At 62.2% G+C, this 15,795-nt stretch carries 13 protein-coding genes; 7 read left to right on the top strand and 6 right to left on the bottom strand.

The features are described 5' to 3' along the window. Nucleotides 1-40: 40 nt before the first annotated feature. Nucleotides 41-1,450, top strand: coding sequence for an MFS transporter (locus HH303_RS12790; RefSeq protein WP_169625707.1), 1,410 nt, complete (start codon nucleotides 41-43; stop codon nucleotides 1,448-1,450). 2 nt (nucleotides 1,451-1,452) lie between these two features. Here the strand turns inward: HH303_RS12790 and polA are convergent, their stop codons facing one another. Beyond that, nucleotides 1,453-4,230, bottom strand: coding sequence for a DNA polymerase I (gene polA, locus HH303_RS12785; RefSeq protein ID WP_169625706.1), 2,778 nt, complete (start codon nucleotides 4,228-4,230; stop codon nucleotides 1,453-1,455). Nucleotides 4,231-4,446: 216 nt separating this feature from the next. Between polA and HH303_RS12780 the strand changes: the two genes are divergently transcribed. Next, entirely contained in the window at nucleotides 4,447-4,926 is a 480-nt protein-coding gene (locus tag HH303_RS12780) for an Hsp20 family protein (RefSeq protein ID WP_227421752.1), read from the top strand. Beyond that, nucleotides 4,919-5,173 carry a hypothetical protein gene (locus HH303_RS12775; protein WP_169625705.1) on the top strand — a complete coding sequence of 85 codons (255 nt, stop codon included), beginning with the start codon at nucleotides 4,919-4,921 and terminating at the stop codon, nucleotides 5,171-5,173. The genes HH303_RS12780 and HH303_RS12775 overlap by 8 nt, the downstream gene beginning before the upstream one ends. 14 nt (nucleotides 5,174-5,187) lie before the next feature. Here HH303_RS12775 and nusG read toward each other — a convergent pair whose 3' ends face one another. Together nusG and HH303_RS12765 are read right to left on the bottom strand one after the other, a co-directional pair. Next, nucleotides 5,188-5,691 (bottom strand): transcription termination/antitermination protein NusG, encoded by a 504-nt coding sequence (nusG, locus tag HH303_RS12770; RefSeq protein ID WP_169625704.1) that lies wholly within the window; start codon nucleotides 5,689-5,691, stop codon nucleotides 5,188-5,190. Then, on the bottom strand, nucleotides 5,688-6,359 hold the full coding sequence (locus HH303_RS12765) for a winged helix-turn-helix transcriptional regulator (RefSeq protein ID WP_169625703.1): 672 nt from the start codon (nucleotides 6,357-6,359) through the stop codon (nucleotides 5,688-5,690). The genes nusG and HH303_RS12765 overlap by 4 nt, the downstream gene beginning before the upstream one ends. Before the next feature lie 307 nt (nucleotides 6,360-6,666). On the opposite strand from HH303_RS12765, the gene fabA reads away from it, so the two are divergent. From fabA to cobN, 4 genes are all read left to right on the top strand, one after another. Further along, a complete protein-coding gene (gene fabA, locus HH303_RS12760; RefSeq protein WP_169625702.1) occupies nucleotides 6,667-7,212 on the top strand; it encodes a bifunctional 3-hydroxydecanoyl-ACP dehydratase/trans-2-decenoyl-ACP isomerase in 546 nt (181 codons plus the stop codon). 141 nt (nucleotides 7,213-7,353) lie between these two features. After that, nucleotides 7,354-8,595 carry a beta-ketoacyl-ACP synthase I gene (fabB, locus tag HH303_RS12755; protein ID WP_169625701.1) on the top strand — a complete coding sequence of 414 codons (1,242 nt, stop codon included), beginning with the start codon at nucleotides 7,354-7,356 and terminating at the stop codon, nucleotides 8,593-8,595. Between the two features lie 7 nt (nucleotides 8,596-8,602). Continuing rightward, nucleotides 8,603-9,403, top strand: coding sequence for an enoyl-ACP reductase FabI (locus HH303_RS12750; protein WP_227421751.1), 801 nt, complete (start codon nucleotides 8,603-8,605; stop codon nucleotides 9,401-9,403). 46 nt (nucleotides 9,404-9,449) lie between these two features. Continuing rightward, complete coding sequence (cobN, locus tag HH303_RS12745) at nucleotides 9,450-13,199, top strand: cobaltochelatase subunit CobN (RefSeq protein ID WP_169625700.1); 3,750 nt, start codon at nucleotides 9,450-9,452, stop codon at nucleotides 13,197-13,199. A 242-nt stretch (nucleotides 13,200-13,441) separates the two neighbouring features. Here the strand turns inward: cobN and HH303_RS12740 are convergent, their stop codons facing one another. The 3 genes from HH303_RS12740 to HH303_RS12730 form a co-directional block, all read right to left on the bottom strand. Then, a complete protein-coding gene (locus HH303_RS12740) occupies nucleotides 13,442-14,152 on the bottom strand; it encodes a DNA helicase (RefSeq protein ID WP_169625699.1) in 711 nt (236 codons plus the stop codon). A 307-nt stretch (nucleotides 14,153-14,459) separates the two neighbouring features. Beyond that, nucleotides 14,460-15,179 carry a hypothetical protein gene (locus HH303_RS12735; protein ID WP_169625698.1) on the bottom strand — a complete coding sequence of 240 codons (720 nt, stop codon included), beginning with the start codon at nucleotides 15,177-15,179 and terminating at the stop codon, nucleotides 14,460-14,462. Nucleotides 15,180-15,208: 29 nt separating this feature from the next. Beyond that, on the bottom strand, nucleotides 15,209-15,790 hold the full coding sequence (locus HH303_RS12730) for a TetR family transcriptional regulator (protein WP_169625697.1): 582 nt from the start codon (nucleotides 15,788-15,790) through the stop codon (nucleotides 15,209-15,211). Nucleotides 15,791-15,795: the final 5 nt, after the last annotated feature.

Here is a 15,795-nt window from a genome sequence, read left to right as displayed (position 1 = left end):
CAGCGTGCACCCAAGATCAATTTTCATCAAGGGCAAGACCATGAAAAAGCGACTCTCATCCTCTTACGGCAGCCTCCCCGCGCTGGCCTTGGCGGTCTTGTTGGCCTCACTCGGTATCAGTATCGCGACCGTCGCGCTGCCGACATTGGCAACCGCCTTCTCCGTTCCGACATCACAGGTACAATGGGTCATTTTGGCCTATCTGCTGGCCGTCACCGTCACCATCGTAACGGCCGGGCGGCTCGGCGATTTATTGGGACATCGCCGGGTCTTCCTCGCCGGGCTCGTCCTCTTCTCCGCGGCATCGGCGGCCTGCGCCGTGACGCCGACTTTCACCGGATTGATCGCCGCCCGCGCGGTGCAGGGGATCGGGGCAGCGATCCTAATGGCCCTGCCGCTGTCCATCGTCCGCGATACGGTGCCGACGGAACGAACCGGCGCCGCCATGGGTCTCATGGGCACAATGTCGGCGATCGGAACCGCACTCGGCCCCTCCCTCGGCGGGTTGACGATTGCCGGTGCCGGGTGGCGTCCTATGTTCGTGGCCCTAGCCGCGGGCGGTATCGTCGCGGCAATCGTAACCCTGCGCGGCGTCCCCGGAAAAGCCGCCGAGCCGTCGGAAAATCGGCCGCAAATAGATATCTTCGGGATGATGGTCCTGACACTGACGCTGGCGGCATTCACCGTTTCCGTGACCGGCAGTCGAACCGGGTTTTCAACGGATAGCCTGTTGCTGCTGCTGACCGCCGGGATCGGGGGAATCATCTTCGTCTGGGTCGAACGAACGCGGAAGTCGCCCTTGGTGGATTTCACCGTGCTACAGAACCGGTACATTGCCGCGGCCCTCGTCACCAATCTCCTCATCACGGCGGTGATGATGACGACCCTAGTGGTCGGACCCTTCTTCCTGGCCTATGCCTTGGGGTTGAACGAAGCGACGGTCGGCCTTGTCATGGCCGTCGGCCCCCTGACCGCAGCCCTGTCGGGTATACCCGCAGGCCGCATCACCGACAGGATCGGCGCAGGGCGGGCATTGGTGCTGGGGCTTGCGCAAACGATCCTGGGTCTGATCTGCCTGTCGATGGCGCCGCGATATTTGGGCACGACCGGCTATATCCTGTCCCTGATGCTTTTGACGCCGGGCTTCCAGCTTTTCCTGGCGGCCAATAATGCGTCGGTCATGGTCGCCGCCCCGGACGACAAACGGGGGATGATCGCCGGGTTGCTGGGTCTTTCCCGCAATCTGGGTTTCATCATCGGCGCGTCGGTAATGGCGACTGTTTTCGCTGCGGCAACCGGATCCCAAAACGCCGCGGAAACGCCCCCCGACCTGATAGCCGGGGCATTCTCCACGACATTCCTGACAGCCGTGGGTTTGTCGGTCTTCGCCCTGTTCCTGTCGATCGCGACCCGCCCTAGCCCCGCGCCGAGGGCGGAACACAGCGCGTAAGATTAGTGCGCTTCCGCCCAGCTGTCGCCGGTTCCGGCCTCCACGATCAGGGGGACCTTCAGATCCAGAAGCGGCTGGGCGGCCCCTTCCATCACCGCCTTGATGCAGGCGATGGCGGCTTCCGTATCGCCCTCCGGCGCTTCGAAGACCAGTTCGTCATGCACCTGCAGCAGCATCTTCACCCGGTCCGACAGGCCCGCATCTTCCAAGGCCTTGGGAATGCGGATCATCGCGCGTTTGATGATATCCGCCGCCGTCCCCTGGATCGGCGCATTGATCGATTGTCGTTCCGCATAGTTGCGGCGCATCGGGTTCTTGTCGTTGATGGTCGGGATATGGATACGGCGCCCGAACAGGGTCTCCACCCGGCCATGCTTGCGGCAATATTCGACGGTTTCATCCATATAGGCGCGGATGCCGGGGAAGCGTTCGAAGTACCGGTCGATAAAGGCCTGGGCCTCGCCCCGCGCCACGCCGATCTGGTTGGCCAGACCGAAGGCGGAAATGCCGTAGATGATGCCGAAATTGATCGCCTTCGCCTTGCGGCGCACATCCGACGTCATGTCCGCCATCGGCACGCCGAAGACTTCCGACGCCGTCGCCGCGTGAATATCCTGACCGTCCCGGAACGCCTGGATCAACGGTTCGATTCCCGCAACATGGGCGACGAGCCGCAATTCGATCTGCGAATAATCCAGGGAGATCAGCTTCGACCCCGACGGCGCGACGAAGGCCTTGCGGATGGCGCGGCCTTCCTCCGTTCGGATCGGGATGTTCTGCAGGTTCGGATCGGTCGAGCTCAACCGTCCCGTCTGCGCCCCGGTCATCATATAGGACGTATGCACCCGTCCGGTTCGGGGATGGATATCTTCCATCAAGGCATCGGTATAGGTGCTTTTCAGCTTGGACAGCATGCGCCAGTCCAGGACCTTGGCGACAATCGGATGGGCGTCGCGCAGCGGCTCCAGCACATCGGAACTTGTGGACTGCGCCCCGGTCTTGGTCTTGCGCCCGCTGTCCAGACCCATTTCGTCGAACAGAACCTCGCCCAATTGCTTCGGCGAACCGACATTGAAGTTGCGGCCCGCCTCCTTATGAATTTCGGTTTCCAGATCGGCGATACGCTTGCCGAAATCGGTCGACATGCTGCGCAGCACGGTCGGATCGACCTTGATCCCTTCCCGCTCCATCATCGCCAGAACGGGCACCAGCGGCCGTTCGATCGTCTCGTAAACGGTGACCAGCTTTTCTTCCAACAGGCGGGGTTTCAACGCCTGCCACAGGCGCAGGGTGATATCGGCATCTTCCGCGGCATAGTCCCGCGCCTTGTCCAACGGCACCTCGGCGAAGGTGATCTGCGACTTGCCCTTGCCCGCGACCTCGGAAAAAGCGATCGGCTTATGATCCAGATGCAATTCCGACAGTTCGTCCATGCCATGGCCATGCATGCCGCCTTCCAGCACGAAACTGATCAGCATCGTATCGTCGATCGGCGTGACGGCGACGCCCTCCCCCGCCAACACGACGGCGTCGTATTTGATATTCTGCCCGATCTTCAGAATGCCCGGATCTTCCAGCATGGGTTTCAGCAGGGCCAGCGCCTCCGCCTTGTCCATCTGCTTCGGGACTTCGGCATCGTCGCCGGTGCTCAAAAGATCGCCATCCCCCGCCGATCCCGGCGCGACATGGGCCAACGGGATATAGCACGCCTTCCCGGCCTCCACCGACAGGGACACGCCGACCAGTTCGGCCTGCATCTGGTTCAGACTGGTGGTTTCCGTATCGACGGCCACCGTCCCCACTTTTTCCGCCAGGGCAATCCAGGCCTTCAACGCATCCGCATCCTGTACCAGGTCGTAGCTGGCATCCGCCGGTTTCGGCGGCGCGGGGGCGTCTGAAGCGGATGCGCCGGTCTCGCTGCCGTCGCTGACGCGGGCGATCAGGCGCTTGAATCCGTTTTCCTTCAGGAAGGTCAGCAGGCGGTCCTTGTCCATCGCCCGGCGCTTCAAATCGGCGATCGGTACCTCGACCGCGACATCGTCCTTCAGGCGCACCAATTGGCGGGAAATGCGGGCCTGTTCCGCGAATTCGATCAAACTTTCGCGGCGTTTCGGCTGTTTGATTTCCGACGCGCGTTCCAGCAGCGTATCCAGATCGCCGTATTCGTTTATCAACTGCGCCGCCGTCTTGATGCCGATCCCCGGGACGCCGGGCACGTTGTCGGTCGAATCCCCGGCCAGCGACTGCACATCCACCACCTTGTCCGGGCCGACGCCGAATTTCTCCATCACCTGATCATAGGAGATGACCTGATTCTTCATCGGGTCCCACATGGAGATATGGTCGTCGACCAGCTGCATCAGGTCCTTGTCGGAAGAAACGACCGTGACTTCCGCACCGGCGGCGGCAGCCTGCTTGGCATAGGTCGCGATCAGGTCGTCCGCCTCAAACCCTTCCATTTCGACATAGGGCAGGCTCAATGCCTCCACCGCTTCCCGAATGATCGGGAATTGCGGGCGCAGTTCCTCCGGCGCGTCCGGACGGTGCCCCTTGTAGTCGGGATAAATGTCGTTGCGGAAATTCTGGCGTTTTGCGTCGAAGATCACGGCAACGTGATCCGCATCCGTGCGTTCGATCAGGTTCAGCAGCATGCTGGTCACGCCGAAAACCGCATTGGTCGGCGTACCGTCTTCCCGGTTCATCGGCGGCAATGCGAAAAAGGCCCGGAAGATATAGGCCGACCCGTCGACGAGATAGAGATGCTGCGGCGTTTCGGACATGAAAACCCTCGATGCGGATGGACTGGCAGGATGCGGGCCGCAGTATGCCCGCGCCGCCGCGCGGGGGAAACCCTGCTGCGTCGGACCGATGTCAGGAATCGCGCGGCTTGAATTTTCCGGTCTTCCCGGCCAAATAAGGGTCAGTGGCGCGGGAATGCCTATGGCAGGGTTCCGAAACGCGCCGGTAGGCTCTCGCTTGAGACTAAGGAGATCGCCATGGCGCGCATGACGCTTTTCAACAGTCCGCTGCTTCTCGGCTTCGACGAGGTTGAGCGGACTCTCGACCGGGTCGCTAAAATGTCCTCGGACGGATACCCCCCGTACAATATCGAGCAGTTGGACGAAGACCGGCTGCGCATCACATTGGCGGTGGCCGGTTTTTCCGAAGACGACCTGTCGATCCAACGCGAGGGCGACCAATTGGTCGTCGTCGGCCGCCAGATGGTCGACGCCAACGAACAGGACCGTATCTTCCTGCACCGAGGCATCGCCGCGCGTCAGTTTCAGCGGCGTTTCGTCCTGGCGGACGGGATCGAGATCGAAGGCGCCAGCCTGACCAACGGGCTTCTGGATATCGACCTGAAACGGCCGAAGCAGGAAACCCGCGTACAAACGATCGCCATCAATGCCGATAAAGGGCGCGGCAAGGCGAATAACGGCCGAAAGACCCGGGCCCTGGATGTAGAAGATGTCTGATTACGAAAACGAATATGTCATCCCCAGTGAATTCGTCACCCAGGGTGAATTGAAAACCCTGACGGCAGGCGAGTTAGAGGGGCTTGGAATCGGCGTCGTCGGCTATATCCGGGAAATCGAAACCGACGAGGGCGTGCAATACGAATTGCGCGGCGCGGACGGTATTCAACTGGCCACGGCGGAAACCGTGGACGCCGCGATGTTCGCCGCCGAACACCTGGAAATCGAACCGGTCACGGTTCACTAAGTCGTTGCCGGGCTTTAAGACGCCCGGCGCAGTCGATCCGGGCTGATTCGGACCGGAACGTCCCGACCCAACAGCGACATCAAGACGATCACGCGTTCCTTGGCGGACGCGGCGGAGAAAAGCCCTTTGACCTCCGCCAAGGGGCCGTCTTCGATTTCGACCTTTTCACCGGGGGTGAAGACGTCCTGGGCGGACAGACGCACCACGCCGTCCTCGTCATGCCGCTGCATGATTTCCGTGACGACGGCATCCGCGACCGGTGCCGGGCGTTCTCCGAAAGAAACCAGATTGGAAACGCCGAAAGTGCCGTTCACCGACCGCCACGGCATCGCGTCCAGGTCGAGCCGCACGAACAGATAGCGGCTGAACATCGGCACGACGGCGGAAATCGCGCGCCCCGCCGATTTCTTGCGCAGCGCCAATCGGGGAAGATAGGTCTCGAACCCCTGTTTCTTGAGGTTGATTTCCGCGATCCGTTCCTGCGCGGCCTTGGTATAGACGACGAACCAGCGCTTCATGACGCCCTACCTTCATCGCCCTGATCGGCCGCGGCCAAGGGTTTCTGACGGATATGCAACAAACGAGGCGCCGCGACGCGGGTACGGCCATACCGGGCGATCAGGTCGTCGTAACAGGATTGGGATCGTCGTACATCGGTGACTAGATAGGCCTCCGCCGCCGGCAGGTCTTCCACGCGCCGGGCGACCGGCAGCCCCGCAAAGCGATCCTTGCCGCTGAACGGGTCGACAATCCCGACCAGTTCGATATCCATCCCCAGGGCGCAGAGGGCGGCAATCTCCGCCAATTCACTGACCCCGAACAGGACGACCTTGCGATAGTCCCGTTCCGAGAAATCGGTCAGCGCCGTGCCGATCTGGTCTTTCGCCCGCCGGAAGAATGTCAGGGAGGACGTCAGATATTCCCCCGTCAACCGCGCCTTTTCACTGAACCCCTGGGGCGTCAGAAAATAGCTGTAGCGATTCGGCGGAACCTGCTGCACCTTGATCCAGCCCTTACGGGCGGCGCGCTTCAAATAGGAATTGGCAAGGCCCAGGGCGATTCCCAATTCGCTGGCCAACGATCGTTGCGTGACCCGATCTTCCCGTTCGACCGCCGTCAACAACCCCAGCGTGATCGCAAGATCCGCATCGGAAAGGGTGTCGTCCTGAGCTTTCTTGTCAGTCATGTCTGACGGCGTTCTTTCAGGTCGGAAACATCGGTGGGCAGGCGCTGCTTCATAAGGTCCGCAGCCATGTTCACGCCGCGAACGCATAGCGCGTTCACGAAATGAACGTCAAGTCTGTTTTTTTCAACCCTGCCGATCCAATCGAAAATACATGTTCCCCCGGCACATAAGCCGCAATCCATTGTGTTACCCGGTCAGTTTCGGTAAGACTCGACCTGTGTAACAGGCTGTCGGCCGGGCCGACCGTGACAACCGATTCGGAAGTCACGGAGCGGCGGGCGGCTTCAACGATAACGAGGGCGAACATTTGACGGGACAACAAGCGACCGAATCCGCGCGCCAGAACAGCTTCTCCTACGAGGATCTGATTGCCTGCGCGAAGGGTAAGCTTTTCGGGCCGGGCAACGCGCAACTGCCGCTGCCGCCGATGCTGATGATGGACAAGATCACTTCCATCACCGAGGACGGCGGCCCGCATGGGAAAGGCCAGATCCTGGCGGAGTTCGATATCACGCCGGACCGCTGGTTCTTCGAATGCCATTTCGAAGGCGACCCCGTCATGCCGGGCTGCCTGGGCCTTGATGCCATGTGGCAGATGGTCGGCTTCTTCCTGGGCTGGCTGGGCGCGCCGGGCAAGGGCCGTGCGCTGGGTGTCGGCGAGGTGAAGCTGTTCGATCAGGTCCTGCCGACCGCGAAGAAGGTCACATACGAGATCAACCTGAAGCGGGTCATCATGCGCAAGCTGGTCATGGGCATTGCCGACGGCATCATGAAGGTCGACGGCAAACCCGCGGCGGAAGCGAAGGATATGAAGGTCGGCCTGTTCACGACAGACGCCGCCGGCGCTTCCTGAAGACCGGCGCGTCCTGAAGAAACGACTATCATTTAGGCGTAGAGACCCCATATCGGTTACGAGACGGGTCACAGCGGGTCCAAGAGACCGGCGCCTATAGGCAATTTCGGAACCGGTCCGCCGGGTCCAACAGATAACAGAATGGAGCTGCGAAAGACCATGAACACGCGGCGTGTGGTCGTTACCGGTATAGGCATCGTGTCCTGCATCGGGAACAACAAGGAGGAAGTGCTCGATTCCCTGAAGGCCGGCCGAAGCGGGATCAGCTATAGCGAAGACTATGCCGAACGCGGTTTCCGCAGCCATGTGCACGGCAAGCCGAAGATCGATGTGACCGAGCATATCGACAAGAAGCTGATGCGCTTCATGGGCGACGGCGCGGCCTATAACTACATCGCCATGGAACAGGCGATCGCGGATGCGGGCCTGACCGAAAGCGAAGTGTCGAACGAACGCACCGGCCTGATCATGGGATCCGGCGGCCCGTCGACCAAGAACATGCTGTGGGCCTGGGACACTGCGCGCGAGAAATCGGCGAAGCGGGTCGGCCCCTTCATGGTGCCGCGCATCATGTCTTCGACCAACTCCGCCACTCTGGCGACGCCGTTCCAGATCAAGGGCGTCAACTATTCCATCAGCTCCGCCTGTTCCACCAGTGCGCATTGCATCGGCAACGGCGCGGAAATGATCCAATGGGGCAAGCAGGACATCGTCTTCGCCGGCGGCGGCGAAGAACTGGACTGGACCATGACCGTCGTGTTCGACGCGATGCCGGCCCTGTCCTCCGGCTATAATGACACCCCGGAAAAGGCCAGCCGCGCCTATGACAAGAACCGCGACGGTTTCGTCATCGCGGGCGGCGGCGCGACAGTAGTTCTGGAAGAACTGGAACACGCCAAGGCGCGCGGCGCGAAAATTTACGGCGAACTGGTCGGCTACGGTGCGAATTCCGACGGCTTCGACATGGTGCAGCCGTCGGGCGAAGGCGCCGTGCGCTGCATGAAACTGGCGCTTCAGGGGCTGAACGAGCCGGTGGGCTATATCAACACCCACGGCACCTCCACCCCGGTCGGCGACACGCGCGAACTTCAGGCGATCAAGGAAGTCTTCGGCGACAAACTGCCGACGATCTCCTCCACCAAGTCGATGACCGGGCATTCGCTGGGCGCGACCGGTGCGCAGGAAGCGATCTATTCCCTGCTGATGATGGAAAACGACTTCATCGCCCCGTCGATCAATATCGACGAACTGGACGAAGAGGCCGAGGGCATGCCCATCGCACGGGAACGGATCGACAATGCCGGTCTGAACCTCGTCCTTTCCAACAGTTTCGGGTTCGGCGGCACCAATGCCAGCCTCGCCTTCAGAAAATACACGGACTGATCCGCCCATGAACACGACCGAACTGATGGCCGGAAAACGCGGCCTGATCATGGGTGTGGCGAACAACCATTCGATCGCCTGGGGCATCGCGGAAGCCTGCCATGCCCATGGCGCCGAACTGGCCTTCACCTATCAGGGCGAAGCCTTCGGGAAGCGCGTGAAGCCGCTGGCGGAATCCGTCGGGGCGGCGGCCTGCCTGCCCTGCGACGTCGATTCGGACGACAGCATCGCGCAGACCTTCGCCGATCTGGGCAAGGTCTGGGACAAGTTCGATTTCGTCGTCCATGCCATCGCCTATTCCGACAAGGAAGAATTGAAGGGCCGCTATGTCGACACGACGCGGTCGAACTTCAAGCATACGCTGGATATCTCCTGCTATTCCTTTACGGCCGTGGCGAAATACGCCGAACCCATGCTCAACCCCGGCGGCAGCCTGATCACGCTGTCCTATGAAGGGGCGCAGCGGGTCATGCCGTCCTACAACGTGATGGGCGTCGCGAAGGCCGCGCTGGAAGCTTCCGTGCGCTATCTGGCGGTCGATCTGGGCCGGAACGGCATCCGCGTCAACGCGCTGTCCGCCGGACCGATGCGCACCCTGGCCGGATCGGCCATCGCGGGCGCGCGCTTCACCTATAACTGGCAGGGCAAGTCGTCTCCGCTGGGTCGGAACATCGAATTGGAAGAGGTCGGCAATTCCGCCCTCTATCTTCTGTCCGACATGTCCGCGGGCGTGACCGGCGAAGTTCACTATGTCGACAGCGGATACCATCTGGTCGGTATGGCGATCCCGGCGGGCGGCGACGAATAATCCATCCACCCGGCTTCGGGTGCCCGACCTTAGGTGTTGGTAACCGATGCATCTTCTAGCCGCGACCCCCGGCGGAATTGACGACGGATCGGAAGCGGTCGATCTGGGTCAGGAACCCGGTGAGATCGTCTTTCTGACCGCCGCCGATACCGAAATCGCCTGCCTCGCCGCCGCCCAATCGCGGCGGCTGGCAAAGGATGCGGGCGCGCCCAGCCTGCGCGCCGCGAACCTTCTGCATTTGGGCCACAATTATTCCGTCGATCTGTATCTGGAAGAAACCCTGGCCGGGGCGAAGCTGGTCATCGGGCGGTTGCTGGGCGGGCGCGGCTATTGGCCCTATGGCACGGACGAGGTGACCGACCTGTGCCGCAAGAAGGGGATCAAGCTGGCATGGCTGCCGGGCGACGATCAACCGGATGCCGAATTGCAGGGCCTGTCTACCCTCCCCGGCGACGCGGTTCATCGGATGTGGCAATATTGCGTCCAGGGCGGCATCGACAATACGGAACATCTATTAGCCTATGCCGCCGATCTTCTGGGGCGGGAAACGGACTGGAAGGAACCGGCGCCGCTGCTGCGTGCGGGACTCTATTGGCCGGGCCTGACACTTCCGAGCCTCGCCGACCTGCCGCGCCATGAAGACCGGCCCGTCGCGGCGATCATCTTCTATCGCGCCCTGTATCAGGCCGCGAATCTGAAAGTCATCGATGCGCTGATCGACGCCTTGGACAAGGCGGGCGTGGATGCGCTGCCGATCTATGCCGCCAGCCTGAAGGACCCCGTCGCCGCCGAAACCGTGGAAAGTCTGCTGGTCGACGGCGGGGCGGGCATCGTCCTGAACGGTACCGGTTTCGCCCTATCCATCCCGGGCGCGGCGCGGACGCAGACGCCCTTCGATGCGGTCGACGCCCCGGTCCTCCAGGTCGTTTTTTCCGGCGGGAACGAAAGCGCCTGGCGCGACGGCACGCGCGGCCTGTCCGCCCGCGACATCGCCATGAACGTCGCCCTGCCGGAAGTGGATGGGCGAATCCTGGCCCGCGCCGTCAGTTTCAAGGGTGGGGCACGGCGCGATCCCCTGATCCAGGCGGATATCGTCGAATACGAACCCGTCGCCGACCGATGCCGCTTCACTGCCGATCTGGCCGCAAACTGGTTGAAGTTGCGATATACGACGGCGGCCGACCGCCGCGTCGGTATCGTCTTCGCCAACTATCCGAACCGGGATGCGCGCCTGGGGAACGGCGTTGGCTTGGACACGCCCGCCGGGACGTTGGAACTGCTGGCGGCGCTAAAGGATGCCGGATACACGGTCGACGGCGGCTTCGACACCTCGGACGCTCTGATCGACTATCTGAAGGCCGGGCCGACCAATGCCGCGGTCAGGGGGCGCGAGGTCCGGGAAAGCCTGAGCCTCGCCGACTATCACCTGTTCTTCGGCAGCCTGCCGGAAAGCGTCCGGAATGCCGTCACGGAACGGTGGGGTCGTCCGGAAGACGATCCTTTCTATCGGACGGGAGAGGTCGATTGCGGGTCTTTCGCCCTGCCCGTCTTCCGCTTGGGCAAGATTGCCATCGGCCTGCAACCCGCGCGCGGTTACAACATCGACCCGCAGGAAACCTATCACAGCCCGGACCTCGTCCCGCCGCACGGCTATCTGGCCTTCTATGCCTGGATGCGGCACGCTTTCCATGCCCATGCGATGATCCATATGGGCAAACACGGCAATATGGAATGGCTGCCCGGCAAGGCCGTCGCCCTGTCCGAAGACTGCTTCCCGGAGGCCGTGTTCGGCCCCATGCCGCATATCTATCCCTTCATCGTCAACGACCCCGGCGAAGGCACGCAGGCGAAACGCCGCGCCCAGGCGGTGATCGTCGATCACCTGACCCCGCCGCTGACCCGCGCCGAAAGCTATGGACCGCTGAAGGATCTGGAACTGCTGGTCGATGAGTATTTTGAGGCCGCCGGGACGGATCCGCGCCGCATCAAGGTGCTGAAACGCGATATTCTGGACCTGACCTATCGTATCGGCCTGTCCAAGGATTGCGGCATCGCCGACGGTGACGACGAAGATCGGGCGCTCGCCAAGCTGGATACCTATCTGTGCGAATTGAAGGAAATGCAGATCCGCGACGGGCTGCATATCTTCGGGAAGAGCCCGGACGGCGATCAGCTGTCCGATCTGCTGGTCGCGCTGACCCGCGTGCCGCGCGCGAAGGGCGAGGGCGCGGATGCCAGTCTGATCCGGGCGATGGCCAAGGATTTCGCGTTTCCGAGCGATTTCGATCCGCTGGACTGCCCCATGGGCGATGCCTGGACCGGCCCGAAACCGGCGGCCTTGTCCGGTTCGGATAGCTGGCGCAGCAATGGCGACACCGTGGAACGCCTGGAAGGCCTGGCGCGCCGCTTGATCGATGGGCAGGTGTCGCCGCCCGGCCCGGCCAGCGCGGCTGTCTTGGATTGGGTCAACGGGTCCCTGCGCGACACCGTCACCGCCTGCGGCGCAGCCGAACTGTCCGGCGCCCTGACCGCGCTGGACGGACGGTTCCTGATGCCGGGATCCTCCGGCGCCCCGACGCGCGGGCGCCCGGATGTCCTGCCGACGGGGCGGAATTTCTATTCCGTCGATACCCGCACCCTGCCGACGCCCGCCGCCTGGACCCTGGGCTGGAAGTCGGCGCAGTTGCTGGTCGAAACCTATGCGCAGGAACATGGCGATTATCCAACGCGGTTGGCTCTCAGCTGCTGGGGCACCGCCAATATGCGCACCGGCGGCGACGATATCGCCCAGGCCCTGGCGCTGATGGGCGTCCGTCCGCAATGGGACAGCGCGTCCCGCCGTGTCACCGGATTCGAAATCATGCCCGCCGACCTGTTGGACCGGCCCCGCGTTGACGTGACCTTGCGCATTTCCGGCTTCTTCCGCGATGCCTTCCCCGGTCTGATCGATCTGGTGGACAGCGCCGCACGCGCCGTCGCGGCCCTGGACGAACCGGCTGACGTTAACCCGCTGGCCGCCAATGTCGCGGCGGAGGTCGCGGAACTTCAAAGCACCGGCCTGGACGAAGAGAATGCCCGACGTCGGGCCGGGGCACGGGTCTTCGGGTCCAAACCAGGGGCCTATGGCGCGGGTCTCCAGGCCTTGATCGACGAGAAAGGCTGGACGACGGAAGGCGACCTTGCCGATGCCTATCTGGCCTGGGGCGGATATGCCTATGGCGCGGGCCGGGAGGGAGAGGCCGACCGCAGCGGTTTCGAGCGCCGGTTGGGACGGGTGCAGGCAATCCTGCACAATCAGGACAACCGCGAACACGATCTGCTGGATTCCGACGATTACTACCAGTTCGAAGGCGGCATGGCGGTCGCGGCGCGCACCCTGTCCGGGGAGGCCGTGCCGGTCTATCACAACGATCACAGCCGCCCGGAAAGCCCGAAGGTCCGACGGCTGGAAGACGAAATCGGCCGTGTCGTCCGCGCCCGCGTCGTCAATCCGAAATGGATCGAAGGTGTCATGCGGCACGGTTACAAAGGCGCGTTCGAAATGGCCGCGACGGTCGATTACCTGTTCGCTTTCGCCGCCACCGCGCGCGCCGTGTCCGACCATCATTTCGACGCGGTGTTCGAGGCCTATCTGATGGACGATACCGTCCGCGACTTCCTGCGCGATCACAATCCGGACGCCCTGAAAGACATCGCCGCGCGTCTTACAGAAGCACAAAATCGCGGACTATGGACTTCGCGCCGCAACGATACCGGCCCGATCCTCGCCGAATTATCATCCGGTTCAGGCGTTTAACGTCTGATGCGCCGCGAATTCGCGGTGCGAGACGGCTGCATTGACTCGAAAATCGTTCGGCGCGACACTTCTTCTTACGCGGTCGGTGGGATTCCGACGGTGAAGCATCCGCCGCAAAACCGATGCGGTGGACGGGCCCTGCTCACAACGGCCGGTGGGTCTGGGAACCATCAGAAATGGCGCGCGACAAGGCGCGAAACTCTGACGGAGGCCTCTTCTGGAGGCCTCCGTTCCTATGCGGGTTACGCCACGCCAGAGAATTCGATACGCCCGTCATGCAGAAAGCAGGACTTCGTGAAGGACGTGACATCCACCGGATTGGGCAGGCGCAAATCCGTCAGATCGGGTATCGCCTTCCCGCCCGCGTCGAAGGCGCGGTCAACCTGAGAGATCGCCACCCCGATCGAGCCGGAATTCCCTAAATAGACCTTCAAATCTTCCACCTGTTGTCGAAGGATGGGCCTATCCCGGCGTTGATCCAATAGCTGGAGATAATCGATCACCGCGAGCCTGCGCCCCGACCGTTCCTCCAGCCGCGCAATCATGTATTCCGCGCAAATCTCGTCGGACATGTCCAAATGGAATCCGTCTCCCAAAGAAGTCGGATCAATCCCCAGGGATCGCAATCGACCGACGACGTCTTCCGCCGTGTAGTCGAGCGTGAAGAATGTCGCGTCCCAGCCGGCCCGCACGGCGGCGACCGCGATTTCCAGGCCCAGCAATGTCTTGCCCTGTCCCGGACGCGCGCCCAGCAGCATGAAGTCGCCGGGCATCAAGTCCCGGAAGACGGCCGCCCCGCGATTGTCCGGGATGGATTGGGACAAGTGGTTCCAATTGCGGAAACCTTCTCGTCGCGCCGCCTCATCCAGCGCCGCATGCAGCGGCATGCCGGTTTCGCGCGACCGGAGCTTGGCCTGTCGTTTCAGTCGGTAAATCGGTGCGGATAATGTCATGGTAACCTTCTCCTGCGAGCGGGTGCCGCAATCCCTCCTCATGCGTCGGCTCGATCAGAGTCGGTTCGAATGCATACCGTCCTGCATGGATCATGCTTCTCCGTTTCGGAGGGGGAAGGCCCGGACGCGGCCTGACAGTGACCGTAGAGTTCGATTCCGCGAAAGACAAGCAGACGGCGGTTTCCCTATCCGCGCCATTAAAGACTTCATCTTATTTAGGACATGGCCCTGTGCCCGGATTGCGCCCGAACGAAAGTTCTTTCACGCAACCGTTTTCAAAGGAATATTTAGGATATTTGCGCCAGCGTCAGCTGTTCGGCGGCATCCAGGCCATGACCATTTGCGGCGCGTTATCGTTCAGATCGTCGATGTTCCAAATATAAAGACTGGGGCTGCCCTGGACGACCTGATCGGCATTGCTATAGGCGACGCGGGCATCGGTCCAGATGCGGATCTCTCCGCGAATCCAGAACCCGTTGGCGGTCAGGTCCTGACGGATCTTGGCGGGAAGCCGGTCGCCGAACACTTCCATTATATAGGGCTCGCGCAAGAACCCGGCCTCCGCAATCGCATTGAAGGCGGGCGGGTTGGTCTGGCGAATGCGGTTCAGATGATCCTGTGCGGTTTCCGCCGTCCAATACCGTAGGCCCATGATCGTGCCGTTGCGGCTGGGGAAACTGAATTGCCGGTCTTCGGTCAGGCTGCCCTGGCGTTCGTATTTCACCTGATATTCGGCATTCCCCAGATAGGTCACTTCCTTGAAGCTGGGGCTGCGCCGCATGTCGTTTTCGTAGATCGTGACATATTCGTCGACCTGGGCGCCCTGCAATTCGCCGCTGCCGATGCGTTGCAGGAACTGAAGCTGCGTCAGCGTCCCGTCATAGGCGGCGGCAAAGCGCCCATCCGGCGCGACCTGCATGGTCAGGGTGAACTTGTTCGGCAAATAACAGCCGGATAGGACCGCGAACCCCAGGATCAAGACAAGGAGTTTCGGCAGGGACTGAACAAGGCGCACGGTTCCAAACATGGTCGAAGTGTATCCCGCGTCGGTGTCGCTTACAAAAGGCTTTCGCGCAAAAGACTTGCGATACCCGCTTCCGCCTCACCGGGATAAAGGCCGCCTTCCCGTGTCGCCGTTTCCGTCCAATAGCCGTCCAATGCCACCGCGATCCGCAATGCCGTCAGATGACGGGCCTGCGGGTCCGCAATAAGCGGTGTCAGCGCCCGCCGCAGAGCCGCGACCTGTCGGCAGCGAACAGCCGCATGAATACGGGCATAGTCCGGTTCATAGGCAACCCGAGCCGCGAATTGCAGCCACGCCGCCGCCCGTCGGACCGTCAGCACACCGGGACCGAGATGGGCGGCGACACAGGCATCCAAGGCGGCACGGCCCGATTCTCCGGCATCATGCGTCGCCGTTCGGTAGACCTCCGCCACCGGTTTGCGGACCGTGCGCATCGCGGCCAACATCAGCCGATGCTTGTCACCGAAATAGTGATGCACGATCCCGGGGGATGTTTCGGCCCGCGCCGCGATGCGTTGCACCGTCGCCGCGTCATGTCCGTCTTCCGCCACGACATCCAGCGCCGCGACGATCAGTTCCGCTTTTCGGATATCTTCAATCGACCGCCGCGCCACGGATA

The organism is Pacificispira spongiicola (assembly GCF_012926505.1).
GTDB classification, from domain to species: Bacteria; Pseudomonadota; Alphaproteobacteria; order UBA8366; family Aestuariispiraceae; genus Pacificispira; species Pacificispira spongiicola.
This window is presented reverse-complemented; position numbering and strand designations above follow the sequence as displayed.

Excerpts from the sequence above, each read along its gene's own strand:
- HH303_RS12735 (WP_169625698.1), bottom strand. The coding sequence starts at position 15,179 with ATGTTTGGAACCGTGCGCCTTGTTCAGTCCCTGCCGAAACTCCTTGTC.
- polA (WP_169625706.1), bottom strand. The coding sequence starts at position 4,230 with ATGTCCGAAACGCCGCAGCATCTCTATCTCGTCGACGGGTCGGCCTAT.
- HH303_RS12765 (WP_169625703.1), bottom strand. The coding sequence starts at position 6,359 with ATGACTGACAAGAAAGCTCAGGACGACACCCTTTCCGATGCGGATCTT.
- cobN (WP_169625700.1), top strand. The coding sequence starts at position 9,450 with ATGCATCTTCTAGCCGCGACCCCCGGCGGAATTGACGACGGATCGGAA.
- HH303_RS12790 (WP_169625707.1), top strand. The coding sequence starts at position 41 with ATGAAAAAGCGACTCTCATCCTCTTACGGCAGCCTCCCCGCGCTGGCC.
- nusG (WP_169625704.1), bottom strand. The coding sequence starts at position 5,691 with ATGAAGCGCTGGTTCGTCGTCTATACCAAGGCCGCGCAGGAACGGATC.
- HH303_RS12775 (WP_169625705.1), top strand. The coding sequence starts at position 4,919 with ATGTCTGATTACGAAAACGAATATGTCATCCCCAGTGAATTCGTCACC.
- HH303_RS12780 (WP_227421752.1), top strand. The coding sequence starts at position 4,447 with ATGGCGCGCATGACGCTTTTCAACAGTCCGCTGCTTCTCGGCTTCGAC.
- HH303_RS12740 (WP_169625699.1), bottom strand. The coding sequence starts at position 14,152 with ATGACATTATCCGCACCGATTTACCGACTGAAACGACAGGCCAAGCTC.
- fabB (WP_169625701.1), top strand. The coding sequence starts at position 7,354 with ATGGAGCTGCGAAAGACCATGAACACGCGGCGTGTGGTCGTTACCGGT.
- HH303_RS12750 (WP_227421751.1), top strand. The coding sequence starts at position 8,603 with ATGAACACGACCGAACTGATGGCCGGAAAACGCGGCCTGATCATGGGT.